The organism is Methylovorus mays (assembly GCF_020531915.1).
In the GTDB taxonomy this organism is placed as follows: Bacteria; Pseudomonadota; Gammaproteobacteria; order Burkholderiales; family Methylophilaceae; genus Methylovorus; species Methylovorus mays.
This window is the reverse complement of sequence record NZ_JAJAVG010000003.1, coordinates 1-22,407: the sequence shown is the minus strand read 5'-3', so window position 1 is coordinate 22,407 and position 22,407 is coordinate 1. Positions and strand designations below refer to the sequence as shown.

Sequence of the window (22,407 nt, the reverse complement as noted above, 5' to 3'; positions counted from 1 at the left end):
CCGCTTCAGCGAGGCGCCATCTTAGAGCAGGCCGCGTTCCGCAAACGACAAGGTGGTATTTCCCGCCACGACAAAATGATCCAGCACGCGCACATCCACCAGATCCAGCGCCGTCTTCAACTGTGCCGTGATCATTTCGTCAGCCCGGCTGGGCTCGGCGACACCGGAGGGGTGATTGTGGGCGAGGATCACCGCGCCCGCGTTGTAATACAGCGCACGCTTGACGATTTCGCGCGGATGCACGCTGGTTTGTGTCAACGTCCCCGCAAACATCTCCTCATGCGCCAGCACGCGGTTTTGCGCATCCAGAAATATCACCAGAAACACTTCGCGCGGCAGCCCTCCCAGCTTGAGGCTAAGAAAATCGCGCACTTGTTGCGGCGAATTCATGACATCGCGCGCCTGCATTTCCTCCGCGAGCGCACGCCTGCTCATTTCAAAGATGGCCTGCAGCTGCACATACTTGCTGCTACCCATACCCTTGATCTGCGAAATCTGTTCCAGGCTGGCGGCAAAAATACCGTTCAGGCTGCCAAACACCTGCAATAGCTCACGCGCCAGATCAACGGCACTTTTGCCAACGACGCCTACGCGTAAAAAAATAGCCAGCAATTCAGCATCTGACAGTGCGCTGCTACCCTGCGTCAGCAGTTTTTCGCGCGGACGCTCCCCTTCCGGCCAATCAATAATTGCCATACGTTATGTTTCCTCATGGTTGCCATCCAATTTCCCTGGCTGTGAGGTCCCCCACCAACGTCTGTGACAAATTTGCCGGAATATGCGCGCCATGCTGGCTGTCTGGAATACGTCCAGCCATGAGTTCAGCGAAGCGTTGCGGATACAAGGGCTGCCGGTCCGGCTCGGCGTATCCCTCTGGGTAATGCGGCTGTGTGGTATTCAGGTCATATTTGTCGCGGGCGCCCACGGTGTGCAGCAGTTCATGGGCAATCACCATGTTGTTCTGGGCGGTTTGTCCGGGGGCGGCATACACATTCACCAGCCCGACGCGGCCTTTGCTGAGAGCGGTGGAGTGCGGCAAGGTGGGATGACCCGCCACATCAAAATAGAGCAGATAGAGGCGAATATCGGCTTTCACCGGCGTTGATGGACTGTGACGCCAGGTCCACCAGCGAAAGTGCAGGCTCCAGGACATGGTAGACAGCATGCCGGCATTGCGCGGCGGTGGCGGCGGAATATCTGCAACCACAGGCCCAAGATGCACGGCAAACGGCTGTGCCAGCGCGAGATGGTATCGTTTGCCCTGTTCGGCAAAGTATTCTTCAATCTGCGTCAGTTGCGCTTGGTTAAGGCGGCGTATCGCCACGTTAGAGGCTTCACTGAGATCGGCATTCACGGGGTATAGCGTGACATAAAGCGTCCTGTGCCAGTCGGGCTGCCCGTTTTTAAGCCAGGCTTGCTGAGCCACGGTCACCAACACAAACAGCAATACAAATATCCTGAGTTTTCGCCACATACCCTTCATCCCCGTTTAAATCGTGCAATCGGCAGACTGGCGCTGCCGTAATTTGTATTAAAATGAGCCCACTAATTCAAGAATTTATCATGACTCGTTCAATTCAACATCTGGTTGTCGGCATGACGGGCGGAATTGCCGCCTATAAAACCGCCGAACTGGTACGCCTGCTGGTAAAGCAAGGCATACGGGTAGACGTGGTAATGACGTCGGCAGCCACACGTTTTATCACCCCACTGACCATGCAGGCATTGTCTGGTCGCCCTGTGTATACCGACCTATGGGATGAGCGCATTGCCAATGGCATGCCGCACATCGAGCTTTCCCGTCAGGCGGATGCCATTCTGGTCGCCCCTGCCAGTGCTGACTTCATGGCAAAACTGGTGCACGGCGCTGCCGATGATCTGCTTTCCACCTTATGCCTGGCACGCGATTGCCCCTTGATCGTGGCCCCAGCCATGAACCGCCAGATGTGGGAGCACCCTGCGACCCAGCGCAATGTTGCACAGTTGCAGAGAGACGGCGTACGCCTGATCGGTCCGGATAGCGGCGAACAGGCGTGTGGCGAAACCGGCCTCGGCCGCATGCTGGAACCGCAATCCATAGTCGATGCGCTGCAAGTTGCATGCCCAAGCAACTTGCTGGCAGGCAAACGTATTCTTGTCACGGCTGGCCCCACCATCGAAGCGATTGATCCGGTACGCGGCATTACCAATTTCAGCTCTGGCAAAATGGGCTACGCCATTGCCCAGGCGGCCATTGAGATGGGCGCAAATGTGACCCTGATCAGCGGGCCGACGGCACTGTCAACGCCGACACACTGCACTACCATTCAAGTCACCAGCGCCCAGCAAATGCATGATGCCGTGATGGCAGAAGTGAGCGGCCAGGATGTCTTTATCGCGGTGGCCGCCGTCGCTGACTATCGCCCGCGCGAAATGCAAAACCAGAAGATCAAGAAACATGCAGATACGCTGCAGCTCGAGTTGGTACGTAATCCGGATATTCTGGCCGCTGTAAGCAGCCTGCCTGATCGGCCATTCTGTGTCGGCTTTGCCGCCGAGAGCGATCGGTTGCTTGAGCATGCGCGCAAAAAGCGGCTACAGAAAAATGTTCCCTTGCTGGCAGCCAACCTGGTCAGTGAGGCCATGGGTGGCGACGATAGCCGTATCGTGCTGATTGATGATCATGGTGAACATCCGCTCCCCCCTGGCTCCAAGACCATGCTGGCACACCTGCTGCTGCAACATATGGCCGGTATGCTGCCTCCTTCAACCACTTCTGACGCGAGTACACCAGAATGAGCTTACAAGTTGACTTGAAAATCCTTGATGACCGTTTGCATCACATGATGCCGGGCTATGCCACCCCGGGTTCTGCCGGGCTGGATTTACGCGCCTGTATCGAACATACCCAAACCCTGCATCCAGGCGAGACCACGCTGATTCCCACAGGCATGGCAATCCATCTGGCTGACCCTGGTTATGCGGCCATGATCCTGCCTCGCTCAGGCCTTGGCCATAAGCACGGCATCGTGCTGGGTAATCTGGTCGGGCTAATAGATTCGGATTACCAAGGCCAGCTGCTTGTCTCCTGCTGGAACCGTGGCAAGGAAACCTTCCTGCTGAACCCGATGGAGCGCATCGCCCAGCTCGTGATCGTGCCTGTCATGCAAGCCAGCTTTAATATCGTGCAGGACTTCACCAGTAGTGAACGTGGCGAAGGCGGCTTCGGCAGCACTGGAAAACATTAAAAACTAGCAATTTAACTTGAAAAGCCGCTTAGTTTCATGGTATAAATGCGGTCTTTTCGAATTTCGGAGTCCGCCATGGCACGCGTATGTCAGGTAACCGGCAAAAAGCCGATGGTTGGGAATAACGTTTCCCACGCAAATAACAAGACCAAGCGTCGTTTCTTGCCTAACTTGCAAAACCGCAAGTTCTGGGTTGAAAGCGAAAACCGCTGGGTTAGCTTACGTATCACCAACGCAGCCTTGCGTACAATCGACAAGAACGGCATTGACGCTGTTCTGGCCGACCTGCGCGCCAGCGGCGAAAAAATCTAAGGATTCATCATGCGTGAAAAAATCAAACTGGAATCTAGCGCTGGCACTGGTCACTTTTACACCACGACCAAGAACAAGCGCACCATGCCTGAAAAGATGGAAATCAAGAAGTTTGATCCTGTCGCTCGCAAGCATGTGATGTACAAGGAAACCAAGCTGAAGTAATTCGGCAAAGGTCTCAATAAAAAAGCCCGCTTATGCGGGCTTTTTTATTGACTAGCGCTTTTATACCATCGACGATGTTTTTTTAACGCGCTTCATTACGAAGTTATCAATTGGGGCAGCATCAACACCGCCCCAAACCAAAAATATATTTATGCCATGCGGTAGCAACGCAGGCGTCGCGAGAACTCTTCCAGCGCCGCTATGCCACTTTTCTCGGCACGCTGACACCAGTCCTCAAGGCCCTTGAGCAATTGCTCCTGCGAAGCTGTGGAGCGCGCCCAGACCTGCGACAGCTCCTGCTTGAGCTGATAGATGGTTTGCAACCGCGCGCTATGTGTCAAAGCCTGCTCTAGCGCTTGCTTGTCCTGCACTTCAAGATCCTTGGCGTCCAGATGCAACCAGTGACGCAAACGCTCAAGTACGGTCGTTTCGTGGCCGTGCTGTTGATAGGCCAGGCGAATCTTGCTGATCTCTTCCTTGTAAGCCTGCTTGAGCATCACGCCATACTTGCCCATGACATCGAACCGATGCGTAATGACCGCTTGCAAGGTATCGAGATCACAACGTGTCTTGGCCCAGTCAAACTTGACCTTGGGTGCTATTTTCTTGACCTTGGCCAAGCGACTCATCTGCATGAGGCGGATATACATCCAGCCTATATCAAACTCATACCACTTGCTGGATAAACGTGCGGAACTGGCATAGGCATGGTGATTATTGTGCAGTTCTTCACCACCAATGATGATGCCCCAAGGCACGAGATTGGTACTGGCGTCTGCCGCTGCAAAATTGCGATAACCCCAGTAGTGGCCCAGTCCATTGATGATGCCGGCGGCGGTCAGGGGAATCCAGGCCATCTGCACAGCCCAGATGGTCAGTCCGAGTGGGCCAAACAGCAGCACGTCGATGATCAGCATCAAGCGTATGCCAAGGCCACTGTGACGACTGTAGACGTGACGTTCCATCCAGTCATCGGGTGTGCCACTGCCATATTTCTGCAGGGTCTCCTCATTGGCCGCTTCTTTGCGGTAAAGCTCGGCACCTTCACGCAACACTTTCTTGATGCCGAGGATCTGTGGAGTGTGAGGATCGTTCACCGTCTCGCAATGCGCGTGGTGTTTGCGATGAATGGCCGCCCACTCCTTGGTCACCATGCCGGTGGTCATCCACAACCAGAAGCGGAAAAAATGACTCACGATGGGATGCAAATCCAAGGCACGATGGGCCTGGCAACGATGAAGGTAAATAGTAACGGCAGCAATCGTAATATGGGTGAGACCCAAGGCCACCAGAATGTAGCCCCACCATGGCAAGTCAAACATCCAGAATGTCATGACGATCTCCTTTATATAACCGACTAGCGAATGGACGCGAACTTATCCTTGAGCAGCAGGGATTGTAGGCGCCCCAGCATTCAGTATACGCACTTCGCGCTGCGGATATGGAATACTGATGTTGTTCTTCTGGAATGCGCGCCAGATATCCAGGTAAATATCGGATTGCAGCCGTCCGGATCCCTCTTCCGGGTCGGGTATCCAGAACGTCAGCGTCAGATCAATGCCACTCTCGCCAAAGCCGGCGATCTTTACATCCGGCAGCGGATCTTGCATGACGCGATCTTGTGCCATGGCAGCATGCTGCATGATCTCCATCGCTCTTTCCAACGGGCTCTCGTAACTCACCTGCAAAGGCATTTTGACCTGCGCCTTGCGTTCGCTGTAGGAGTGATTGATAACGGCACTGGTGATGAGCGTTTCGTTCGGAATGACGACCTGGGTTCCATCCAGCTTGCGCAGCACCATGTACCGGGAGCGCATTTCACTCACCACGCCATAATGTGCATCCACCGTAATCACGTCACCCATGTGCATGGAGCGATCAAGCAAAATGATAAAACCGCTCACGTAATTGCTGGCGATTTTTTGCAGGCCAAAACCAAGACCAACGCCCAATGCACCGCCAAAGACCGACAGCAATGTGATATCCAGCCCCACCGCTGATAGCGCCATCAGAATAGCAATAAATGACAACCCTATCCTGATCAGCTTGCTCAATACCACGCGCACATTCATGTTGATCTGCTGGGCACGCATCAAGCGATTTTCCAGCCAGCGACTAAGCCAGAGCGCGATAAACAGGGTGATTAACACGGTTAACAGCCCTTGTATCAGAAGCAGCAGGTTCATCTTGCTCTTGCCGATATTGAAGCTGATGTCTTCGAGCGTGTGCAGTATTTCCGGCAGAATGCCACTGACATGAAGCGCCAAAACCAGCCACACTGTGCTGGATATGGCATTTTCCATCGTGCTTACCCAGGCACTGGGGGAGAATACATACCGTAAGGCATATACCACCAGCCGGATAACGGCCATGGCAACCAGCAGATTCATGGCAATCAGTAGCATGCTGGTATGCTGCCAATGCTTCAGTATCAACTCACTGATGTAGATGAATATGAGAGATGTCAGTGGGAACAGCACTCTATTAATGCCGCCAATGCCGACTTTCCAGGTTTCGGGGGCCTTGCGCATGACATAGGCCCGCAGGACTCCATTCATGGACCAGGCAAAGAGCAGGCCGGCAATGATGATCCCCATTTGCCAGGTGAATGCAGGAGTTGCCAGATCGGCAAGAAACTCCTTCCAAAGTTGCTGCATGTCGCTGTTCATAACAAGAAAATCGTTGCAAGTCCCAGGAAAATAAAGAAGCCACCACTATCCGTCATGGCAGTAATCAATACGCTTGAACCCACCGCGGGATCACGGCCCACCTTGGTCATGACCAGAGGAATCATGACACCCATGATGGCAGCGAGTAACAGATTTAAGGTCATCGCCCCGGTCATGACCAGCCCGAGGGCAATATTGTGATAAAGCGCATACGCTACCACGCCCAACACACTGCCCCAGAGGAGACCATTGAGCAATGCCACCCCCAACTCTTTCTTGAGCAATGACTTCATGTTGTGTGAAGCAATCTGGCCCAAGGCCAACCCGCGCACAATCATCGTGGTTGTCTGATTACCCGAATTGCCACCTATGCCAGCCACGATGGGCATAAGTGCCGCCAGCGCTACGATTTTCTCAATGGAATCTTCAAACATACCAATAACACGAGAAGCTACAAACGCTGTGACAAGATTGATGGCCAGCCAGGTCCAACGGTTTTGTACGGACTTCCAAACAGAGGAGAACAGATCTTCTTCCTCGCGCAAACCGGCCATCGAGAGCATGTCGCTTTCAGCTTCTTCACGGATGTAATCCATGACGGTATCCACCGTAAGCCGGCCAACCAGCTTGTTATTCGCATCAACAACCGGTGCGGTAACCAGGTCATACCGCTCAAACGCCTTGGCCGCCTCATCCGCTTCATCTTCAGGATGAAATACCACCGCATCATCGGCCATGATATCGGCCACTTCGGCATCAAGATCATTTACCACCATGCGCTTCAGCGGCAGGACCCCGCGCAAGATGTCATAGCGATCGACCACAAACAATTTGTCGGTATGGTCTGGCAAACCACCAATACGGCGCAGATAGCGCAAGGCGACTTCCAGGGTAATGTCTTCACGGATAGTGACGATATCAAAGTCCATGAGGGCGCCCACCGTGTCATCCTCGTAACCCAGCGCTGACTGCAGGCGTTCACGATTGCGAATGTCCAGGCTATCCAGAAGCTCTTGCAGCACATCTTTAGGGAGATCGGGGGCCAGATCGGCCAGCTCATCTGTATCCAACTGCTCAGCAGCTGCGAGCAGTTCGTCGCTGTCCATGTCCGCAATGAGGGTTTGCCGGACGGCATCGGATACTTCAAGAAGGATTTCGCCGTCACGCTCAGCCTTGACCAGCTCCCACACATCAAGCCGCTGCTCAAGAGGCAGGGCTTCAAGGATGTAAGCAACGTCAGCCGGGTGAAGGGCATCCAGTTTTTTCTGCAGCTCGGCCAGGTTCTGTTTGTGAACCAGGGTTTCAACCAACTGCTGCTTGGGCATATCCTGCTTATGGATCAGGTCTTCGACCAACCGATGTTTGCTCAGCAGGGTAATGACCTGCTGTAAACTTTCCTGCAAGCTTTCTTTTGATTCTTGAATATCAGCCATTCTTTAAAGCCCGCCAAGAAATACTTAATACATCAGGAAAATCCAGCCTGCGCGATGCAGGTAACCTATGCGTCCATCATGCAACTTCGTTATTATGGAGCTTTTTAAAGTTAACGAAAACCTTAAATTCATTACCCAAGGCAATCTGCCACCACTCCATCCCCATGACGGATACAAGCGCATGATTCAATTGAAACTATATGGTACTGAAGGTTGCCATTTGTGCGATCACGCATTTGAATTGATAACCCAGGCTACTCAGCCATATGACAACATCACACTCCACTACATCGACATTATCGAAGACGAGGAGCTGATGAATGCCTACGGCACGAAGATTCCTGTACTTACCGTGCCCGACAAAACCAATCTGTACTGGCCATTTTCGATCGGAGAAATAACACAACTCATTGAAAGCGCCCAATAAAAAAGGCCGGTGAAACCGGCCTTTTTTACAGCAACGTTGTGACTAATTACTCAGCAACAACAGCTTCAGTGCTCAGATCTGGGCGGTCAACCAATTCAACCAGTGCCATAGGCGCATTGTCACCAACGCGGAAACCGCACTTCAGAATACGCAAATAACCACCATTGCGTGTCAGATAACGTGGGCCGAGTTCATTGAACAATTTACCAACGATATCACGATCACGAAGGCGACTAAATGCCAGACGGCGGTTTGCCAGAGTCGCATTCTTGCCCAAAGTAATGAGTGGCTCAGCGACACGACGCAACTCCTTAGCCTTGGGTAAGGTTGTTTTAATAACTTCATGGCGCAGCAGTGAAGTGGCCATGTTCCGCAACATTGCCTGACGATGGCTGCTGGTGCGGTTTAATTTACGATTGCTGTTGCGATGACGCATAGTGATACCCTCACACCTTTGCTGTTATGCTTTTTCCAGGCCAACAGGTGGCCAGTTTTCAAGTTTCATGCCCAGTGTCAGCCCTTTAGAAGCCAACACGTCCTTAATCTCGTTCAGAGATTTGCGGCCCAGATTAGGCGCCTTCAACAGCTCGTTCTCACCGCGCTGAATCAAGTCACCAATGTAATAAATATTTTCTGCTTTCAAGCAGTTTGCCGAACGCACAGTCAACTCCAAATCATCAACTGGGCGCAACAGGATAGGATCAACCTGTGGCGTGTGCTTTACTTCGACTTCGGTTGGAGCACCTTCCAGATCAGCAAATACAGACAACTGACCCATCAGAATACGCGCTGCATCACGAATAGCTTGTTCAGGCTCAACCACGCCGTTGGTTTCAACGTCCATGATCAGCTTGTCCAGATCTGTACGCTGCTCAACGCGAGCACTTTCAACATGGTAACTCACCTTGTTGATTGGGCTGAATGATGCATCGACCATGATGAAACCCAGCACGCGGTCTTCATCTGTCTTTTGGCGAGCTGGAACTGGCTGATAGCCACGGCCCATTTCAACCTTGACTTCAAGGTCAATCTTGCCGCCTTTGGTCAGATGCGCAATCACATGACCAGGATTAGCGATCTCAGCATCGTGACCAGTATCAAAGTCACCAGCGGTTACAACGCCTTCAACTGACTTTTTCAGCGTCAGGGTAGTTTCCGATTTGCTGTTCAACTTCAGGGCAACACCCTTCAGGTTCAGCAGAATGTCCACTACATCTTCCTGAACGCCGTCCAGTGTGGAATATTCATGCACCACACCGTCTATCTTGACTTCAGTAATAGCAAAGCCAGGAATTGAAGAAAGCAATACGCGGCGCAGCGCATTACCCAGCGTATAACCAAAGCCACGCTCCATCGGCTCAAGCGTCACCCGTGCACGCACAGGCGAAATAACTTCAACGTCAACAACGCGAGGCTTCAAATATTCGGTAGGACTGTTTTGCATAATGTTCCTTACGGCCCTGGATTACTTAGAGTAAAGTTCAACCACGAGCGATTCGTTAATGGTAGCAGGCAGTTCATCACGCTGAGGCTTAGCTTTGAAGGTACCCTTCAGAGCCTTGACATCAACTTCGAGCCACTCGGGGAAACCACGTTGTTCAGCAGCTTCCAGAGCACCCTTGATACGCAGTTGCGACTTGGAAGCCTCTGCAACCTGCACCACATCACCAGGACGAACCTGATATGAAGGAATATTTACGCGCTTGCCGTTCACCAGAATACTGTTATGGCGAACAATTTGACGCGCTTCAGTACGGGAAGAACCCAGACCCATACGATATGCAACATTGTCCAGACGGCACTCCAGCAACTGCAGCAGGTTTTCGCCGGTGATGCCCTTCAGGCGATCAGCCTCAGCGTAGTAGCTGCGGAATTGGCCTTCGAGGATGCCATAGATACGACGTACTTTTTGCTTTTCACGCAATTGCACACCGTAGTCGGACAAGCGCTGATTACGGCGCTGACCATGCTGACCAGGTGGGAAATTACGCTTTTCAATCGCGCATTTGTCAGTGAAGCACTTTTCACCTTTCAGGAAAAGCTTCTCGCCTTCGCGGCGGCACTGACGGCACTTTGGATCAAGATTTCTAGCCAAGGTATTCTCCTAGTTCTATCAGGCGCGGCTTAGATGCGGCGCTTTTTGGGTGGACGGCAGCCGTTATGTGGGACTGGCGTCACATCAGAAATGCTGGTGATTTTAAAGCCAACAGCGTTCAGTGCGCGAACAGCAGATTCGCGACCTGGACCTGGGCCCTTGATACGAACTTCAAGGTTCTTCACGCCGCACTCCTGAGCCGCCTTGCCAGCTGCTTCAGCGGCAACCTGAGCTGCAAAAGGAGTACTTTTACGTGAGCCTTTGAAACCTGCACCACCAGAAGTCGCCCATGACAAGGCATTACCCTGACGATCAGTAATCGTAATAATCGTGTTGTTAAAAGAAGCGTGCACGTGGGCAATGCCCTCGGCAATATTCTTTTTGACTTTCTTGCGTACGCGTACGTTAGCTTTAGCCATGTTGCATTATTCCTTACTTGGATGCCTTAATAGGCTTAATAGGACCCTTGCGTGTGCGCGCATTGGTCTTGGTGCGCTGACCACGAACTGGCAGGCCACGACGGTGACGTACACCGCGATAGCAACCCAAATCCATCAGACGCTTAATGTTCATGGTAACTTCACGACGCAAGTCACCCTCAACCTTCAGCTTGGCGACTTCGTCGCGCAGCTTTTCAACTTCTGCATCATTCAGATCCTTGATCTTGGCAGTGCCAGCAACGCCAGCGGCCAAGCAGATCTGCTTCGCAGTGTTACGACCCACACCGTAAATCGAAGTTAATGCGATTTCAGTGTGCTTATGATTTGGGATGTTTACCCCTGCTATACGAGCCATGTACCTACTCCAAAATAATGGCGCATTTAATTTTTTTACAAATCGCCAAAAAAGCCCAAAATTTTAACAGCTTGTCCGAGTTTTAACAATCGTATTCGCTGATTTCACAACTAATTTGCGTTGCCTGATTAACCTTGGCGCTGCTTGTGACGTGGATCAGTACAAATAATACGTACCACACCACGGCGACGAACCACTTTACAATTACGGCATAACGCCTTGACTGAAGCACGAACTCTCATATTTCACCTCTTCGCAAAAACTTTATTTGGCGCGGAAAATAATCCGCGCACGCGATAAATCGTAGGGGGTCATTTCAACTGTTACTTTGTCCCCTGGAAGAATACGGATGTAATGCATCCGCATTTTCCCAGAGATATAACCCAGCACTACATGACCGTTTTCCAGCTTAACTCTAAACGTTGCATTCGGAAGGTTCTCAAGAACCTCGCCTTGCATCTCGATTCTGTCTTCTTTTGCCATGCCGCTACCTGCGCCTGTTTAGCGAGTAATACCCGCACCGCCTTTAAAATTGGCTTTCTTGAGTAAGCCTTCGTATTGATTGGACATCAAATGCGCTTGAACCTGTGTCATGAAATCCATGGTCACAACAACAATAATCAGCAATGAAGTCCCACCAAAGTAAAACGGTACGTTCCATTTCAATATCAGGAACTCAGGCAATAAACATACGGCAGTAATATAAAGTGCACCTACTAAAGTCAAACGACCCATGATGCGATCAATATATTTGGCGGTTTGGTCACCAGGACGTATGCCTGGAACAAAAGCACCACTCTTCTTCAAGTTATCTGCTGTTTCTTTTGGATTGAATACCAATGCCGTATAGAAGAAACAGAAAAACACGATCGCTGTAGCGAAGAAAATTATGTAAAGAGGCTGACCAGGCGATAAGGTGGTACCAATATCCTTAAGCCAGGAAAAATTCTCACTACTTCCAAACCAACCAGCCATGGTGGCAGGGAACAAAATAATGCTTGAAGCAAAGATGGGAGGAATAACACCTGCCATGTTGAGCTTCAGAGGCAAATGACTTGTCTGCCCACCAAACACCTTGCGACCAACTTGACGCTTGGCATAGTTCACAGTGATCTTACGTTGACCACGCTCTACAAATACTACAAATGCAGTTACCAACACAGCAGCGGCAAACAGGAAGATCACCAGTGGGATGGAGAATGCACCTGTACGGGCCAACTCCAAGGTCCCGCCAATAGCGTGTGGCAAACCAGCGACGATACCGGCAAAAATGATAATTGAAATACCATTACCGATTCCCCGTTCCGTAATCTGCTCACCCAGCCACATCAGGAACATCGTGCCACTTACCAGCGTAATCACCGCTGTGAATCGGAACATCAGACCAGGATCCAATACCAACCCTGCTTGCCCCTCCAGAGCAATCGCAATACCCAAAGCCTGGAAAGTAGCCAGGAACACAGTGCCGTAGCGCGTGTATTTGGTAATTTGCCGACGCCCAGCTTCACCTTCCTTCTTCAACTGTTCCATACGCGGGGAAACCACCGTCAGCAATTGCATGATAATGGATGCCGAAATATAAGGCATGATACCCAGCGCGAATACAGTAAAGCGGGAAAGAGCGCCACCTGAGAACATGTTGAACATGCCCAGAATGCCACCGCTTTGCGATTCAAATAACTTGGCGAGCACATCCGGATCAATACCTGGAACCGGAATGTGCGCACCTAGGCGATAGACAACGAGGGCACCAAGCACAAACAGCAAGCGGCTTTTCAGCTCACTGGTCTTGCTTACCGCACCTAAAATATTATCTTTAGCCAACTTGCAATTACTCTACGATCTTGCCGCCAGCGGCTTCAACTGCAGCCTTGGCGCCTTTGCTCAGCAACAAACCCTGCACAGTGATCGCACGGGAAAGATCGCCAGAAAGATATACTTTTGCAGCACGAGCAGAACCAGGAATTACATTGGCTTGCTTCAATGCCAACAGATCCACAACGTCAGCTTGAACCTTGTCCAGTTCGCTAGTACGCACGTGAGCGGTATCAGCTTTGGTCAACGAGTTAAAACCACGCTTCGGCAGACGGCGTTGAATAGGCATTTGACCGCCTTCAAAACCAACCTTGTGGAAACCACCAGTGCGAGACTTTTGACCCTTGTGACCACGACCTGCAGTCTTACCCAGGCCAGAACCAATGCCGCGGCCAACGCGACGCTTAGCGTGCTTGCTGCCTTCAGCGGGCTTGATGGAATTCAGTTTCATTATGCTTCAACCTTTAACAGATAGCCGACTGTATTGATCATGCCGCGATTTGCTGGGGTATCCAGCACTTCAACGGTCTGATGCAGACGACGAATACCTAGGCCGCGAACACATGCACGATGCGATTGAATACGGCCAATGGTACTTTTTACCAAAGTCACTTTTACTGTAGCTGCTGCTTTTTTTGCCTTAGCCATGATTAACCTCTGATTTCTTCGACGGTCTTGCCGCGCTTTGCAGCAACTTCAGCCGGGGTATTCATAGACTGCAAACCATTTAAGGTAGCACGCACAACGTTGTAAGGATTGGTAGAACCAATGCACTTAGCCAACACGTTAGTAATGCCCATTACTTCAAAAATAGCGCGCATTGCGCCACCAGCAATAATGCCGGTACCTTCAGAAGCTGGCTGAATGAATACTTTGGCAGCACCGTGAACACCGGTGACTGCGTGATGCAATGTACCGTTATTCAAGCTTACCTTAACCATACCGCGACGCGCTTCATCCATTGCCTTTTGTACAGCAACTGGAACTTCACGTGCCTTGCCCTTGCCCATGCCAACGGCACCGTCGCCATCACCAACCACAGTCAGTGCAGCGAAGGACATGATACGACCGCCCTTAACCACTTTAGTGACGCGGTTGACCGAGATCATTTTCTCGCGCAAACCATCGGTTTGCTGTTGTTCAATATCTTTAGCCATCATCAACCTCGTAATTAGAAGGACAGACCGTTTTCGCGCGCGGCATCAGCCAGCGCTTTGATACGGCCGTGGTATTTGTAACCCGAACGGTCAAAAGCCACAGAAGTAATGCCGGCAGCCTTCGCCTTTTCAGCAATACGCTTACCGATCACGGCAGCAGCAGCCACATTTCCACCATTCTTGATGTCTTTGCGAACTTCCACCTCAACAGTAGAGGCACTTGCCAATACCTTGTCACCGGTTTCCGCAATGATTTGGGCATAAATATGGCCATTACTGCGATGAACGCTCAAACGCGTTACCTTTAATTCTGCGATTTTGGCACGGGTTTTACGTGCGCGACGCAGGCGTGAATTTACGTTATTCATGGCTTAAACCTTACTTCTTCTTGGTTTCTTTGATAGTGACCACTTCATCGGAATAACGAACACCCTTGCCCTTATAAGGCTCTGGGGAACGATATGCACGAATCTGGGCAGCCACCTGACCAACAACCTGCTTGTCGACACCTGTCAGCAAGATTTCGGTTTGGGTTGGCGTCTGCACGGTCACTCCTTCTGGCATCTTGTGGTTAATCGGATGGGAAAAACCCAGATCCAGATTAAGAGTTGCGCCTTGCGCTTGAGCCTTATAGCCCACACCAACCAGATTCAGCTTGCGGGTAAACCCTTGCGATACACCTTGCACCATATTGGCCACCAGGGCACGTACGGTACCTGACATTGCACGGGAGTGCTGGCTGTCATTAGCCGCAGCAAATGTCAGACTGTCACCTTCGCGAACAATGTTAACCACACCAGTCAGCGCTTGATTCAGCTTACCCAGTGGGCCGCTGACTGCGATGTTGCTTGCAGTCAATGCAACTTCAACCTTGGCAGGAATAGCGACTGGGTTTTTAGCTACACGAGACATAGTATTCTCCTTAAGCTACTACGCAGAGCACTTCGCCACCAACACCGGCAGCACGCGCTTTACGATCAGTCATCACACCCTTGGATGTAGACACGATAGTCACACCAAGACCATTCATTACCACAGGAATATCCTGGTTGCCGCGGTAGATACGAAGACCAGGGCGGCTTACGCGCTCAATCTTCTCAATCACTGGGCGACCAGCATAGTACTTGAGGCTGATATTCAATTGTGGCTTGCCATCTACAGACTGCACCGCAAAATCATCGATATAACCTTCATCTTTCAGAACGCTAGCAATAGCGCCCTTCAATTTGGAAGAAGGCATAGAAACAGTTTGCTTGTTGGTGCTCTGCGCATTACGAATGCGCGTCAGCATGTCGGCAATCGGATCACTCATACTCATCGTCTAATTCCTCCGTTACCAGCTGGCTTTTGTAACGCCTGGCACTTCGCCACGCATCATCAATTCGCGCAGCTTGCCGCGCGCAATACCAAACTTACTAAACACACCACGAGGACGGCCAGTCAGAGCGCAACGATTGCGCAAACGAACCGGACTGGAGTTACGTGGCAGACTTTGCAGCTTAAGGCGTGCAGCGCGACGCTCTTCAGGGCTCGCTGCAGCATTATTCATAGCAGCAGTTAATTCAGCGCGCTTAGCGGCAAATTTTTCTACTGTGTCGCGACGTTTTTGTTCGCGTTCAATCAAACAGGTTTTAGCCATTGTTAGCCTCAGTTCCTAAACGGGAAGTTGAACGCTGCAAGCAGTGCACGCGCTTCTTCATCGGTTTTTGCTGTTGTCGTGATGGTGATATTCATACCACGCAAAGCATCAATCTTGTCGTACTCGATTTCAGGGAAAATGATCTGTTCGCGCACACCCATGTTGTAATTGCCGCGGCCGTCAAATGACTTAGCGGAAATACCGCGGAAGTCACGAATACGTGGAATAGCCACAGTAATCAAACGATCCAGGAATTCATACATACGCTCACGACGCAAGGTGACTTTGCAGCCAACAGGATAATCATCACGAATCTTGAATGAAGCAATGGACTTACGGGCTTTGGTGATGACCGCTTTTTGACCAGCAATCTTCTCCATATCCCCAACGGCGTTTTCCATTACCTTCTTGTCAGCAACTGCTTCACCAACACCCATGTTAAGAGTGATCTTCTCAATGCGTGGAACCTGCATTGGCGAGGTGTAGCCGAACTGTTCAGTCATAGACTTGACCACAGTATCTTTATAAAAATCTTTTAAACGAGCCATGATTAACCCTTACGCGTCCACAACTTCGCCGCTGGACTTGAAAACACGGACCTTGCGGCCATCATCCAGTGTCTTAAAACCCACGCGATCACCTTTTTGAGTGGCGCGGTTAAATAAAGCAACATTAGACACATCAACAGGCATTTCCTTGCTGATGATACCGCCAGCCACACCACGCATTGGGTTTGGCTTGGCATGCTTCTTAACCAAATTCACGCCTTCAACTACCACTTTGCCCGAATCCAGAATGCGCAGTACGGTACCGCGCTTGCCTGCATCCTTGCCAGTATTCAGAATTACTTCGTCACCTTTGCGAATCTTACTCATCTCAACGCTCCTACAAGACTTCTGGGGCTAGAGACACGATCTTCATGAAACGCTCACCACGAAGCTCACGGGTCACAGGCCCGAAAATACGCGTACCGATAGGCTCGAGCTTGTTATTAAGCAACACTGCTGCATTGCCATCAAACTTCACCAGAGAACCATCTGGACGACGAACACCCTTAGTGGTGCGAACCACTACGGCACTATATACCTCGCCTTTTTTAACACGACCGCGGGGCGCAGCATCCTTGATAGTGACCTTGATCACATCACCGATACCGGCGTAACGACGCTTGGAGCCACCCAATACCTTGATACACATTACGGAACGCGCACCAGTATTATCGGCAACATCCAGCCGAGATTGCATTTGAATCATGAGAATAATCTCCAACTTAATCCGTTAAACCAACACCGGCCGCGAGCATCACGGCCGACAGCACTACGGTCAGTATTGGGGCGCCAGCTTGCATGGGCGCCAAAAAGTCCGTCATTATATATTGCATCCCAGACGGGATGCAATATAAATTATATGTTGCGTGTTTTTTCTACGATCTTGCTGACTTTCCAGGTTTTGGTCTTGGAAAGCGGACGGCTTTCCTCAATCACTACCAGGTCGCCTTCCTTGCACTCATTGTTTTCGTCGTGTGCATGGAACTTGTTAGAACGGCGAACGACCTTGCCGATCAGTGGGTGCTTAACCTTGCGCTCCACCAATACGGTTACGGTCTTGTCCATTTTGTCGCTGACTACGCGACCAGTCAGACTGCGAACAACTTTATCTGCTTGTGTATCGGTCATCATCTACTCACCTTAAGCTTGCTTAGCTTTTTCAGCCAGCACGGTACGTACACGAGCGATATCGCGGCGCACCTTGCTTACCTGATCAACTTTGTTTAATTGCTGAGTAGACAATTGCATACGCAACGAGAATTGAGCACGACGCAGGTCGATCAACTCATTGTTCAACTCATCAACAGACTTGTTTCTTAAATCACTAGCTTTCATCTTTAACTCCCGATATGACGAGTTGTGAAAGTAGTTTCGATTGGCAACTTAGCTGCCGCCAAGCGGAACGCTTCGCGGGCCAACTGCTCACTCACACCATCCATCTCGTATAACATCTTGCCCGGTTGAATTTCAGCAACGAAGTATTCCGGACTACCTTTACCGTTACCCATACGAACTTCAGCAGGTTTGCTGGAGATTGGCTTGTCGGGGAAAATACGGATCCAGACACGACCACCACGCTTGATGTGACGTGTCATCACGCGACGAGCAGCCTCAATTTGACGTGCAGTCAAACGGCCACGGCCAACAGCTTTCAGACCAAACTCACCAAAGCTCACCTTGTTACCGGTAGTAGCAATGCCTTTGTTACGGCCCTTCTGCTGTTTACGGAATTTCTGTCTAGCTGGCTGCAGCATTTTTCGCCCCCGACTTTCTTACTTTCTTTTCTGGTTCAGCAGGTACTGCAGCTTGCTGTTCGGCATGAGTGCCAAACACTTCGCCCTTGAATACCCACACCTTGATGCCGATGATACCGTAGGTGGTTTTAGCCTCAGCTACGCCGTAATCGATATCAGCACGCAGAGTATGCAATGGCACACGGCCTTCGCGATACCACTCAGTACGCGCGATTTCGATACCATTCAAACGGCCCGAGCTCATGATCTTGATGCCCTGAGCACCCAGACGCATTGCGTTTTGCATTGCACGCTTCATTGCACGACGGAACATCACACGTTTTTCAAGCTGTTGAGCAATGCTCTCAGCGATCAGCGTTGCGTCAATTTCAGGCTTGCGAACTTCTTCGATGTTCAAGTGAACTGGAACACCCATCAAACCTTGCAGGCTGGAGCGCAAGGATTCGATATCCTCACCCTTTTTACCAATAACGACACCTGGGCGTGCACTGTAAATGGTGATCTTTGCGTTCTTGGCAGGACGCTCGATCACGATCTTGCTGACAGCAGCGTGCGAGAGCTTCTTCTTGAGGAAGTCACGTACCTTGATGTCGCTATTCAGCATAGCTGGGAAGTTCTTGCTGTTGGCGTACCAACGAGATGACCAGTTCTTCTGGACACTCAGACGGAAACCAAACGGATGAATTTTCTGACCCATAACGATTCCTTTAATTACCGACAGTCACTGTAATGTGACATGTAGGCTTAATAATCCGTCCAGCACGACCTTTGGCACGCGCACGAATACGTTTAAGAACGATACCCTTGTCGACATAGATTGAAGTCACCTTCAACTCATCGATATCGGCACCTTCGTTGTGTTCAGCGTTAGCGATAGCGGACTCAACAACCTTCTTGATGATCTCTGCACCCTTTTTAGGTGTGAAATTCAGAATATTGAGTGCGTAATCAACTTTCTTGCCGCGAATCAGGTCAGCAACCAAGCGAGCCTTTTGCGGGGACAGATGAACACCTTTTAATACTGCGGATACTTGCATCGTCATCTCCTACTTCTTGGCTTTTTTATCGGCAGCATGACCCTTGAACGTACGGGTCAGCGCGAATTCGCCGAGCTTGTGGCCTACCATGTTTTCCGAGATCAGCACTGGCACGTGTTGGCGGCCATTGTGCACAGCGATCGTCAGACCAATAAAATCAGGAAGAATGGTGGAGCGACGAGACCAAGTCTTGATCGGCTTTCTGTCGCGAGCAGCAACAGCCACTTCCACCTTCTTAGCCAAGTGCCCATCAATAAATGGGCCTTTTTTAATTGAACGTGCCATTTTCCTTACCTCTTATTAGCCGGACGACGGCTTACGCGCATGTTGTCGGTGCGCTTGTTGCTACGTGTACGATAACCCTTGGTAGGCGTACCCCATGGGCTTACTGGATTCATACCAGCAGCGGTCTTACCTTCACCACCACCGTGCGGGTGATCAACAGGGTTCATTACCACACCGCGAACGGTAGGACGAACACCGCGCCAACGCATCGCACCAGCTTTACCGATGGAACGCAATGAATGCTCTTCGTTACCCACTTCACCGATGGTTGCCTTGCAATCCACGTGAACGCGACGAACTTCGCCGGAACGGAGACGCAACTGAGCATAGCTGCCTTCGCGAGCCAGAAGCTGCACGGAAGTACCTGCAGAGCGAGCAATTTGCGCACCCTTACCAGGCATGATTTCCACGCAGTGAATCGTGCTACCAACGGGAATATTGCGCAGAGGTAAAGCATTACCCACCTTGATCGGAGCATCAGAACCACTTACCAGTTGCGCACCAGCGGAAACGCCACGTGGCGCAATGATGTAACGACGCTCACCATCCGAATAAACCAGCAGAGCGATATGCGCGCTACGGTTTGGATCGTATTCCAGATGCTCAACCTTGGCGACAATGCCGTCCTTGTTGCGACGGAAATCGATCACGCGATAATGCTGCTTGTGACCGCCACCTTGGTGACGAGTCGTGATATGGCCGTTGTTGTTACGACCAGCTTTTTTGCTTTGCTTCTCCAGCAGAGGCGCGTAAGGCTTACCCTTGTGCAACTCAGGTGTAACAACCTTAACGACTGCGCGACGGCCAGGGGAAGTCGGCTTGACTTTAATCAGTGCCATAATATCTCCTATTCGCCTGCTGCAAAGTTAATTTCTTGGCCTGGCTTCAGGCTTACATAAGCCTTTTTCCAGTCCTTACGACGACCCAGCACACGGCCTGCGCGCTTCACCTTACCCTTAACATTGGCGACAGTAACAGCGGCAACTTCAACCTTGAAAACCAGTTCAACAGCAGCCTTGATTTCAGGCTTGGTTGCGTCAGTGCGCACCTTGAATGCGATCTGTTGGTTTTTGTCGGCAACATAAGTTGCTTTTTCCGTGATTTGCGGAGCCAGGATGACTTGCAGCAAACGATCTTGAGTAGCGATCTGGTTCAGATTTGCGCTCATGCCAGCATCTCCTCTAATTTCTTGACTGCAGCCTTGGTAGCCACCACATTGGGGAAGCGAACCAGACTGACAGGATCAGCGTATTGAGCTTCAACAACCAGAACGTTAGGCAGATTGCGTGCCGAGAGGTACAGGTTTTCATCAAAACCATCCACCAACACCAGAACACCTTCACCGTAACCCAGACCCTTGATCTTTTCGACCAGCGCTTTGGTTTTTGGAGTCTCAACCACAAACTCTTCAATGACACTCAAACGATCCTGACGAACCAGCTCGGACAGGATGGAGCGCATACCAGCACGGTAAACCTTGCGGTTAACCTTATGGCTGAAGTTTTCGTCAGGGCTATTTGGGAAAGCGCGACCGCCTCCACGCCAGATTGGGCTGGAGCTCATACCCGAACGTGCACGGCCAGTACCTTTTTGATTCCATGGCTTATGGGTAGTGTGGCTAACTGTGCCGCGGCCCAATTGTGCACGCGTCGCAGTACGCGCATTTGCCTGATATGCAACAACCACTTGATGCACCAGGGCTTCGTTGAATTCGCGACCGAAGGTTACTTCGGAAACTTCAACACCGCTTTTGGCCGGCTTGCCATTTTTATCGATTAACTTGAGTTCCATTATGCACCTGCCTTAACAGCGGGACGAACCACTACGTCGCCACCCTTGGATCCTGGAACAGCACCCTTAATCAGCAACAGATTACGCTCAGCATCCACGCGAACGATTTGCAGATTTTGAACGGTAGTCTTCACAGCACCCAGATGACCAGGCATGCGCTTACCAGGGAACACACGACCTGGATCCTGCGCCATACCGATAGAGCCGGGAACATTATGCGAACGGGAGTTACCGTGAGAGGCACGGTTAGAACTGAAGTTGTGGCGCTTGATTGCACCAGCAAAACCCTTACCAAGCGAAACGCCAGTAACGTCAACGTACTGACCAGCCTGGAAAAGCTCAACGGTGATCTGACCGCCAACGGTATAGTTGGCCAGAACATCTTCAGCAACAGCGAATTCTTTGATACCAGAACCAGCAGCAACGCCAGCTTTGGCATAGTGACCAGCCAGCGCCTTGGTGACACGGCTAGCACGACGCTCACCATGCGCAACCTGGAGACCAGCATAGCCGTCGCTAGACGGCGTCTTAACTTGTGTCACACGGTTTGGTACAACTTCCAGCACAGTTACCGGAATGCTTTCGCCTTCATCGGTAAATACGCGGGTCATACCCACCTTGCGACCAATAAGCCCTAAGCTCATGATCATTTCCTTATAATAATTAAAAGGCCGATTACAATTGATCGGCCGATTTTTAATGCAAGCCCGGGATTATATCCGAGCTCGCAACCAAACACAACTTACTGTTGTAAATTACAGCTTGATTTCTACATCAACACCAGCTGGCAGATCCAGCTTCATGAGCGCGTCCACTGTTTTATCTGTAGGATCAACAATGTCCATCAAGCGCTGATGGGTACGAATTTCGAATTGGTCACGCGAAGTCTTGTTTACGTGAGGAGAACGCAGCAAGTCAAAACGCTCAATACGTGTAGGCAAAGGAACTGGGCCCTTGACAACTGCGCCGGTGCGCTTTGCAGTTTCTACTATTTCAAGAGCGGACTGATCGATCAGACGATAGTCAAATGCTTTGAGACGAATACGGATTTTTTGAGCAGCCATGTTACTTTCCTTAAAGAGCGATATTTCTAAAGAACAAAAAGGCCGCAAGCAGAAGCTTGCGGCCTGACAAGTATTAATTACTCAATAATTTTCGCGACGACGCCGGCACCAACGGTACGGCCACCTTCACGAATCGCAAAGCGCAGACCGTCTTCCATCGCGATCGGGGCAATCAGTGCCACGGTGATGGATAC

General features: G+C 50.9%; 40 protein-coding genes. 5 read left to right on the top strand and 35 right to left on the bottom strand.

Features of this window, described 5'->3' with window-relative positions:
* Positions 1-21: 21 nt before the first annotated feature.
* Positions 22-696: a RadC family protein gene (gene radC / locus LG203_RS00740; protein ID WP_230344047.1), complete on the bottom strand. Its 675-nt coding sequence runs from the start codon at positions 694-696 to the stop codon at positions 22-24.
* Between the two features lie 13 nt (positions 697-709).
* Positions 710-1,474 (bottom strand): hypothetical protein, encoded by a 765-nt coding sequence (locus LG203_RS00735; RefSeq protein ID WP_230344046.1) that lies wholly within the window; start codon positions 1,472-1,474, stop codon positions 710-712.
* Positions 1,475-1,563: 89 nt separating this feature from the next.
* Here LG203_RS00735 and coaBC point away from each other — a divergent pair, with 89 nt between their 5' ends.
* From coaBC to rpmG, 4 genes are all read left to right on the top strand, one after another.
* Positions 1,564-2,778 (top strand): bifunctional phosphopantothenoylcysteine decarboxylase/phosphopantothenate--cysteine ligase CoaBC, encoded by a 1,215-nt coding sequence (coaBC, locus tag LG203_RS00730; RefSeq protein ID WP_230344045.1) that lies wholly within the window; start codon positions 1,564-1,566, stop codon positions 2,776-2,778.
* Positions 2,775-3,227, top strand: coding sequence for a dUTP diphosphatase (gene dut, locus LG203_RS00725; protein ID WP_230344044.1), 453 nt, complete (start codon positions 2,775-2,777; stop codon positions 3,225-3,227). Before coaBC ends, dut begins: the two co-directional genes overlap by 4 nt.
* A gap of 75 nt (positions 3,228-3,302) precedes the next feature.
* The gene (gene rpmB / locus LG203_RS00720) at positions 3,303-3,539 is read left to right on the top strand and encodes a 50S ribosomal protein L28 (RefSeq protein WP_011478680.1); all 237 of its coding nucleotides are present in this window, start codon (positions 3,303-3,305) and stop codon (positions 3,537-3,539) included.
* A gap of 9 nt (positions 3,540-3,548) precedes the next feature.
* Positions 3,549-3,704 (top strand): 50S ribosomal protein L33, encoded by a 156-nt coding sequence (gene rpmG, locus LG203_RS00715; RefSeq protein WP_013441158.1) that lies wholly within the window; start codon positions 3,549-3,551, stop codon positions 3,702-3,704.
* Between the two features lie 149 nt (positions 3,705-3,853).
* Here rpmG and LG203_RS00710 read toward each other — a convergent pair whose 3' ends face one another.
* From LG203_RS00710 to mgtE, 3 genes are read right to left on the bottom strand one after another with little or no spacing between them, the layout of a single operon-like run.
* The gene (locus LG203_RS00710; protein ID WP_230344043.1) at positions 3,854-5,038 is read right to left on the bottom strand and encodes a DesA family fatty acid desaturase; all 1,185 of its coding nucleotides are present in this window, start codon (positions 5,036-5,038) and stop codon (positions 3,854-3,856) included.
* A gap of 42 nt (positions 5,039-5,080) precedes the next feature.
* On the bottom strand, positions 5,081-6,373 hold the full coding sequence (locus LG203_RS00705; protein ID WP_407665327.1) for a mechanosensitive ion channel family protein: 1,293 nt from the start codon (positions 6,371-6,373) through the stop codon (positions 5,081-5,083).
* Complete coding sequence (mgtE, locus tag LG203_RS00700) at positions 6,370-7,806, bottom strand: magnesium transporter (protein WP_013441155.1); 1,437 nt, start codon at positions 7,804-7,806, stop codon at positions 6,370-6,372. The genes LG203_RS00705 and mgtE overlap by 4 nt, the downstream gene beginning before the upstream one ends.
* Positions 7,807-7,900: 94 nt before the next feature.
* On the opposite strand from mgtE, the gene LG203_RS00695 reads away from it, so the two are divergent.
* Positions 7,901-8,233 (top strand): glutaredoxin family protein, encoded by a 333-nt coding sequence (locus tag LG203_RS00695; RefSeq protein WP_230344041.1) that lies wholly within the window; start codon positions 7,901-7,903, stop codon positions 8,231-8,233.
* Positions 8,234-8,279: 46 nt separating this feature from the next.
* Here the strand turns inward: LG203_RS00695 and rplQ are convergent, their stop codons facing one another.
* From rplQ to LG203_RS00545, 30 genes are all read right to left on the bottom strand, one after another.
* Complete coding sequence (rplQ, locus tag LG203_RS00690) at positions 8,280-8,669, bottom strand: 50S ribosomal protein L17 (protein WP_015829266.1); 390 nt, start codon at positions 8,667-8,669, stop codon at positions 8,280-8,282.
* A gap of 24 nt (positions 8,670-8,693) precedes the next feature.
* Entirely contained in the window at positions 8,694-9,677 is a 984-nt protein-coding gene (locus LG203_RS00685; protein WP_013441152.1) for a DNA-directed RNA polymerase subunit alpha, read from the bottom strand.
* Positions 9,678-9,698: 21 nt separating this feature from the next.
* On the bottom strand, positions 9,699-10,328 hold the full coding sequence (rpsD, locus tag LG203_RS00680; protein WP_013441151.1) for a 30S ribosomal protein S4: 630 nt from the start codon (positions 10,326-10,328) through the stop codon (positions 9,699-9,701).
* Between the two features lie 29 nt (positions 10,329-10,357).
* Positions 10,358-10,747 carry a 30S ribosomal protein S11 gene (gene rpsK, locus LG203_RS00675; protein ID WP_011478671.1) on the bottom strand — a complete coding sequence of 130 codons (390 nt, stop codon included), beginning with the start codon at positions 10,745-10,747 and terminating at the stop codon, positions 10,358-10,360.
* A 13-nt stretch (positions 10,748-10,760) separates the two neighbouring features.
* A complete protein-coding gene (rpsM, locus tag LG203_RS00670; protein ID WP_015829265.1) occupies positions 10,761-11,123 on the bottom strand; it encodes a 30S ribosomal protein S13 in 363 nt (120 codons plus the stop codon).
* Positions 11,124-11,251: 128 nt separating this feature from the next.
* Positions 11,252-11,365, bottom strand: a complete 114-nt coding sequence (gene rpmJ, locus LG203_RS00665; protein ID WP_013147060.1) for a 50S ribosomal protein L36 — start codon at positions 11,363-11,365, stop codon at positions 11,252-11,254.
* A 22-nt stretch (positions 11,366-11,387) separates the two neighbouring features.
* Positions 11,388-11,606 (bottom strand): translation initiation factor IF-1, encoded by a 219-nt coding sequence (infA, locus tag LG203_RS00660; protein ID WP_011478668.1) that lies wholly within the window; start codon positions 11,604-11,606, stop codon positions 11,388-11,390.
* A gap of 18 nt (positions 11,607-11,624) precedes the next feature.
* A complete protein-coding gene (gene secY / locus LG203_RS00655; RefSeq protein WP_013441149.1) occupies positions 11,625-12,947 on the bottom strand; it encodes a preprotein translocase subunit SecY in 1,323 nt (440 codons plus the stop codon).
* 7 nt (positions 12,948-12,954) lie between these two features.
* Entirely contained in the window at positions 12,955-13,389 is a 435-nt protein-coding gene (rplO, locus tag LG203_RS00650; RefSeq protein WP_013441148.1) for a 50S ribosomal protein L15, read from the bottom strand.
* Positions 13,389-13,586: a 50S ribosomal protein L30 gene (gene rpmD / locus LG203_RS00645; protein WP_013441147.1), complete on the bottom strand. Its 198-nt coding sequence runs from the start codon at positions 13,584-13,586 to the stop codon at positions 13,389-13,391. The genes rplO and rpmD overlap by 1 nt, the downstream gene beginning before the upstream one ends.
* Before the next feature lie 2 nt (positions 13,587-13,588).
* Positions 13,589-14,095, bottom strand: coding sequence for a 30S ribosomal protein S5 (gene rpsE / locus LG203_RS00640; RefSeq protein ID WP_013441146.1), 507 nt, complete (start codon positions 14,093-14,095; stop codon positions 13,589-13,591).
* Between the two features lie 14 nt (positions 14,096-14,109).
* Positions 14,110-14,463 (bottom strand): 50S ribosomal protein L18, encoded by a 354-nt coding sequence (gene rplR, locus LG203_RS00635; RefSeq protein ID WP_013441145.1) that lies wholly within the window; start codon positions 14,461-14,463, stop codon positions 14,110-14,112.
* Positions 14,464-14,473: 10 nt separating this feature from the next.
* Positions 14,474-15,007 carry a 50S ribosomal protein L6 gene (rplF, locus tag LG203_RS00630; RefSeq protein WP_230335820.1) on the bottom strand — a complete coding sequence of 178 codons (534 nt, stop codon included), beginning with the start codon at positions 15,005-15,007 and terminating at the stop codon, positions 14,474-14,476.
* A gap of 10 nt (positions 15,008-15,017) precedes the next feature.
* Positions 15,018-15,413 (bottom strand): 30S ribosomal protein S8, encoded by a 396-nt coding sequence (gene rpsH, locus LG203_RS00625; protein ID WP_013441143.1) that lies wholly within the window; start codon positions 15,411-15,413, stop codon positions 15,018-15,020.
* A 15-nt stretch (positions 15,414-15,428) separates the two neighbouring features.
* A complete protein-coding gene (gene rpsN / locus LG203_RS00620) occupies positions 15,429-15,734 on the bottom strand; it encodes a 30S ribosomal protein S14 (RefSeq protein WP_013441142.1) in 306 nt (101 codons plus the stop codon).
* An 8-nt stretch (positions 15,735-15,742) separates the two neighbouring features.
* Positions 15,743-16,282 carry a 50S ribosomal protein L5 gene (rplE, locus tag LG203_RS00615; RefSeq protein ID WP_013441141.1) on the bottom strand — a complete coding sequence of 180 codons (540 nt, stop codon included), beginning with the start codon at positions 16,280-16,282 and terminating at the stop codon, positions 15,743-15,745.
* Between the two features lie 9 nt (positions 16,283-16,291).
* A complete protein-coding gene (gene rplX / locus LG203_RS00610) occupies positions 16,292-16,609 on the bottom strand; it encodes a 50S ribosomal protein L24 (protein ID WP_013441140.1) in 318 nt (105 codons plus the stop codon).
* A gap of 10 nt (positions 16,610-16,619) precedes the next feature.
* Complete coding sequence (rplN, locus tag LG203_RS00605) at positions 16,620-16,988, bottom strand: 50S ribosomal protein L14 (RefSeq protein ID WP_013441139.1); 369 nt, start codon at positions 16,986-16,988, stop codon at positions 16,620-16,622.
* 149 nt (positions 16,989-17,137) lie between these two features.
* Positions 17,138-17,413, bottom strand: coding sequence for a 30S ribosomal protein S17 (gene rpsQ, locus LG203_RS00600; RefSeq protein ID WP_013441138.1), 276 nt, complete (start codon positions 17,411-17,413; stop codon positions 17,138-17,140).
* A gap of 9 nt (positions 17,414-17,422) precedes the next feature.
* Entirely contained in the window at positions 17,423-17,617 is a 195-nt protein-coding gene (gene rpmC / locus LG203_RS00595) for a 50S ribosomal protein L29 (protein ID WP_013441137.1), read from the bottom strand.
* 2 nt (positions 17,618-17,619) lie between these two features.
* Positions 17,620-18,036: a 50S ribosomal protein L16 gene (gene rplP / locus LG203_RS00590; protein WP_013441136.1), complete on the bottom strand. Its 417-nt coding sequence runs from the start codon at positions 18,034-18,036 to the stop codon at positions 17,620-17,622.
* Positions 18,020-18,733, bottom strand: coding sequence for a 30S ribosomal protein S3 (rpsC, locus tag LG203_RS00585; protein WP_013441135.1), 714 nt, complete (start codon positions 18,731-18,733; stop codon positions 18,020-18,022). The genes rplP and rpsC overlap by 17 nt, the downstream gene beginning before the upstream one ends.
* A gap of 10 nt (positions 18,734-18,743) precedes the next feature.
* The gene (gene rplV / locus LG203_RS00580) at positions 18,744-19,073 is read right to left on the bottom strand and encodes a 50S ribosomal protein L22 (RefSeq protein ID WP_015829262.1); all 330 of its coding nucleotides are present in this window, start codon (positions 19,071-19,073) and stop codon (positions 18,744-18,746) included.
* A 9-nt stretch (positions 19,074-19,082) separates the two neighbouring features.
* Positions 19,083-19,358, bottom strand: a complete 276-nt coding sequence (rpsS, locus tag LG203_RS00575) for a 30S ribosomal protein S19 (RefSeq protein WP_013441133.1) — start codon at positions 19,356-19,358, stop codon at positions 19,083-19,085.
* Between the two features lie 5 nt (positions 19,359-19,363).
* Positions 19,364-20,197 (bottom strand): 50S ribosomal protein L2, encoded by an 834-nt coding sequence (gene rplB / locus LG203_RS00570; protein ID WP_013441132.1) that lies wholly within the window; start codon positions 20,195-20,197, stop codon positions 19,364-19,366.
* Positions 20,198-20,205: 8 nt separating this feature from the next.
* Positions 20,206-20,526, bottom strand: a complete 321-nt coding sequence (rplW, locus tag LG203_RS00565; protein WP_015829261.1) for a 50S ribosomal protein L23 — start codon at positions 20,524-20,526, stop codon at positions 20,206-20,208.
* Entirely contained in the window at positions 20,523-21,149 is a 627-nt protein-coding gene (rplD, locus tag LG203_RS00560; protein WP_015829260.1) for a 50S ribosomal protein L4, read from the bottom strand. Before rplD ends, rplW begins: the two co-directional genes overlap by 4 nt.
* On the bottom strand, positions 21,149-21,793 hold the full coding sequence (gene rplC, locus LG203_RS00555) for a 50S ribosomal protein L3 (RefSeq protein WP_230344040.1): 645 nt from the start codon (positions 21,791-21,793) through the stop codon (positions 21,149-21,151). Before rplC ends, rplD begins: the two co-directional genes overlap by 1 nt.
* A gap of 111 nt (positions 21,794-21,904) precedes the next feature.
* Positions 21,905-22,213, bottom strand: coding sequence for a 30S ribosomal protein S10 (rpsJ, locus tag LG203_RS00550; RefSeq protein WP_013441128.1), 309 nt, complete (start codon positions 22,211-22,213; stop codon positions 21,905-21,907).
* Between the two features lie 77 nt (positions 22,214-22,290).
* A partial coding sequence (locus LG203_RS00545; protein ID WP_456085625.1) for an EF-Tu C-terminal domain-related protein occupies positions 22,291-22,407 on the bottom strand: 117 nt, incomplete at its 5' end.

Excerpts from the sequence above, each read along its gene's own strand:
- radC (WP_230344047.1), bottom strand. The coding sequence starts at position 696 with ATGGCAATTATTGATTGGCCGGAAGGGGAGCGTCCGCGCGAAAAACTG.
- LG203_RS00735 (WP_230344046.1), bottom strand. The coding sequence starts at position 1,474 with ATGTGGCGAAAACTCAGGATATTTGTATTGCTGTTTGTGTTGGTGACC.
- coaBC (WP_230344045.1), top strand. The coding sequence starts at position 1,564 with ATGACTCGTTCAATTCAACATCTGGTTGTCGGCATGACGGGCGGAATT.
- dut (WP_230344044.1), top strand. The coding sequence starts at position 2,775 with ATGAGCTTACAAGTTGACTTGAAAATCCTTGATGACCGTTTGCATCAC.
- rpmB (WP_011478680.1), top strand. The coding sequence starts at position 3,303 with ATGGCACGCGTATGTCAGGTAACCGGCAAAAAGCCGATGGTTGGGAAT.
- rpmG (WP_013441158.1), top strand. The coding sequence starts at position 3,549 with ATGCGTGAAAAAATCAAACTGGAATCTAGCGCTGGCACTGGTCACTTT.
- LG203_RS00710 (WP_230344043.1), bottom strand. The coding sequence starts at position 5,038 with ATGACATTCTGGATGTTTGACTTGCCATGGTGGGGCTACATTCTGGTG.
- LG203_RS00705 (WP_407665327.1), bottom strand. The coding sequence starts at position 6,373 with ATGAACAGCGACATGCAGCAACTTTGGAAGGAGTTTCTTGCCGATCTG.
- mgtE (WP_013441155.1), bottom strand. The coding sequence starts at position 7,806 with ATGGCTGATATTCAAGAATCAAAAGAAAGCTTGCAGGAAAGTTTACAG.
- LG203_RS00695 (WP_230344041.1), top strand. The coding sequence starts at position 7,901 with ATGGAGCTTTTTAAAGTTAACGAAAACCTTAAATTCATTACCCAAGGC.
- rplQ (WP_015829266.1), bottom strand. The coding sequence starts at position 8,669 with ATGCGTCATCGCAACAGCAATCGTAAATTAAACCGCACCAGCAGCCAT.
- LG203_RS00685 (WP_013441152.1), bottom strand. The coding sequence starts at position 9,677 with ATGCAAAACAGTCCTACCGAATATTTGAAGCCTCGCGTTGTTGACGTT.
- rpsK (WP_011478671.1), bottom strand. The coding sequence starts at position 10,747 with ATGGCTAAAGCTAACGTACGCGTACGCAAGAAAGTCAAAAAGAATATT.
- rpsM (WP_015829265.1), bottom strand. The coding sequence starts at position 11,123 with ATGGCTCGTATAGCAGGGGTAAACATCCCAAATCATAAGCACACTGAA.
- rpmJ (WP_013147060.1), bottom strand. The coding sequence starts at position 11,365 with ATGAGAGTTCGTGCTTCAGTCAAGGCGTTATGCCGTAATTGTAAAGTG.
- infA (WP_011478668.1), bottom strand. The coding sequence starts at position 11,606 with ATGGCAAAAGAAGACAGAATCGAGATGCAAGGCGAGGTTCTTGAGAAC.
- rplO (WP_013441148.1), bottom strand. The coding sequence starts at position 13,389 with ATGAAACTGAATTCCATCAAGCCCGCTGAAGGCAGCAAGCACGCTAAG.
- rpmD (WP_013441147.1), bottom strand. The coding sequence starts at position 13,586 with ATGGCTAAGGCAAAAAAAGCAGCAGCTACAGTAAAAGTGACTTTGGTA.
- rpsE (WP_013441146.1), bottom strand. The coding sequence starts at position 14,095 with ATGGCTAAAGATATTGAACAACAGCAAACCGATGGTTTGCGCGAGAAA.
- rplR (WP_013441145.1), bottom strand. The coding sequence starts at position 14,463 with ATGAATAACGTAAATTCACGCCTGCGTCGCGCACGTAAAACCCGTGCC.
- rplF (WP_230335820.1), bottom strand. The coding sequence starts at position 15,007 with ATGTCTCGTGTAGCTAAAAACCCAGTCGCTATTCCTGCCAAGGTTGAA.
- rpsH (WP_013441143.1), bottom strand. The coding sequence starts at position 15,413 with ATGAGTATGAGTGATCCGATTGCCGACATGCTGACGCGCATTCGTAAT.
- rpsN (WP_013441142.1), bottom strand. The coding sequence starts at position 15,734 with ATGGCTAAAACCTGTTTGATTGAACGCGAACAAAAACGTCGCGACACA.
- rplE (WP_013441141.1), bottom strand. The coding sequence starts at position 16,282 with ATGGCTCGTTTAAAAGATTTTTATAAAGATACTGTGGTCAAGTCTATG.
- rplX (WP_013441140.1), bottom strand. The coding sequence starts at position 16,609 with ATGAGTAAGATTCGCAAAGGTGACGAAGTAATTCTGAATACTGGCAAG.
- rplN (WP_013441139.1), bottom strand. The coding sequence starts at position 16,988 with ATGATTCAAATGCAATCTCGGCTGGATGTTGCCGATAATACTGGTGCG.
- rpsQ (WP_013441138.1), bottom strand. The coding sequence starts at position 17,413 with ATGATGACCGATACACAAGCAGATAAAGTTGTTCGCAGTCTGACTGGT.
- rpmC (WP_013441137.1), bottom strand. The coding sequence starts at position 17,617 with ATGAAAGCTAGTGATTTAAGAAACAAGTCTGTTGATGAGTTGAACAAT.
- rplP (WP_013441136.1), bottom strand. The coding sequence starts at position 18,036 with ATGCTGCAGCCAGCTAGACAGAAATTCCGTAAACAGCAGAAGGGCCGT.
- rpsC (WP_013441135.1), bottom strand. The coding sequence starts at position 18,733 with ATGGGTCAGAAAATTCATCCGTTTGGTTTCCGTCTGAGTGTCCAGAAG.
- rplV (WP_015829262.1), bottom strand. The coding sequence starts at position 19,073 with ATGCAAGTATCCGCAGTATTAAAAGGTGTTCATCTGTCCCCGCAAAAG.
- rpsS (WP_013441133.1), bottom strand. The coding sequence starts at position 19,358 with ATGGCACGTTCAATTAAAAAAGGCCCATTTATTGATGGGCACTTGGCT.
- rplB (WP_013441132.1), bottom strand. The coding sequence starts at position 20,197 with ATGGCACTGATTAAAGTCAAGCCGACTTCCCCTGGCCGTCGCGCAGTC.
- rplW (WP_015829261.1), bottom strand. The coding sequence starts at position 20,526 with ATGAGCGCAAATCTGAACCAGATCGCTACTCAAGATCGTTTGCTGCAA.
- rplD (WP_015829260.1), bottom strand. The coding sequence starts at position 21,149 with ATGGAACTCAAGTTAATCGATAAAAATGGCAAGCCGGCCAAAAGCGGT.
- rplC (WP_230344040.1), bottom strand. The coding sequence starts at position 21,793 with ATGAGCTTAGGGCTTATTGGTCGCAAGGTGGGTATGACCCGCGTATTT.
- rpsJ (WP_013441128.1), bottom strand. The coding sequence starts at position 22,213 with ATGGCTGCTCAAAAAATCCGTATTCGTCTCAAAGCATTTGACTATCGT.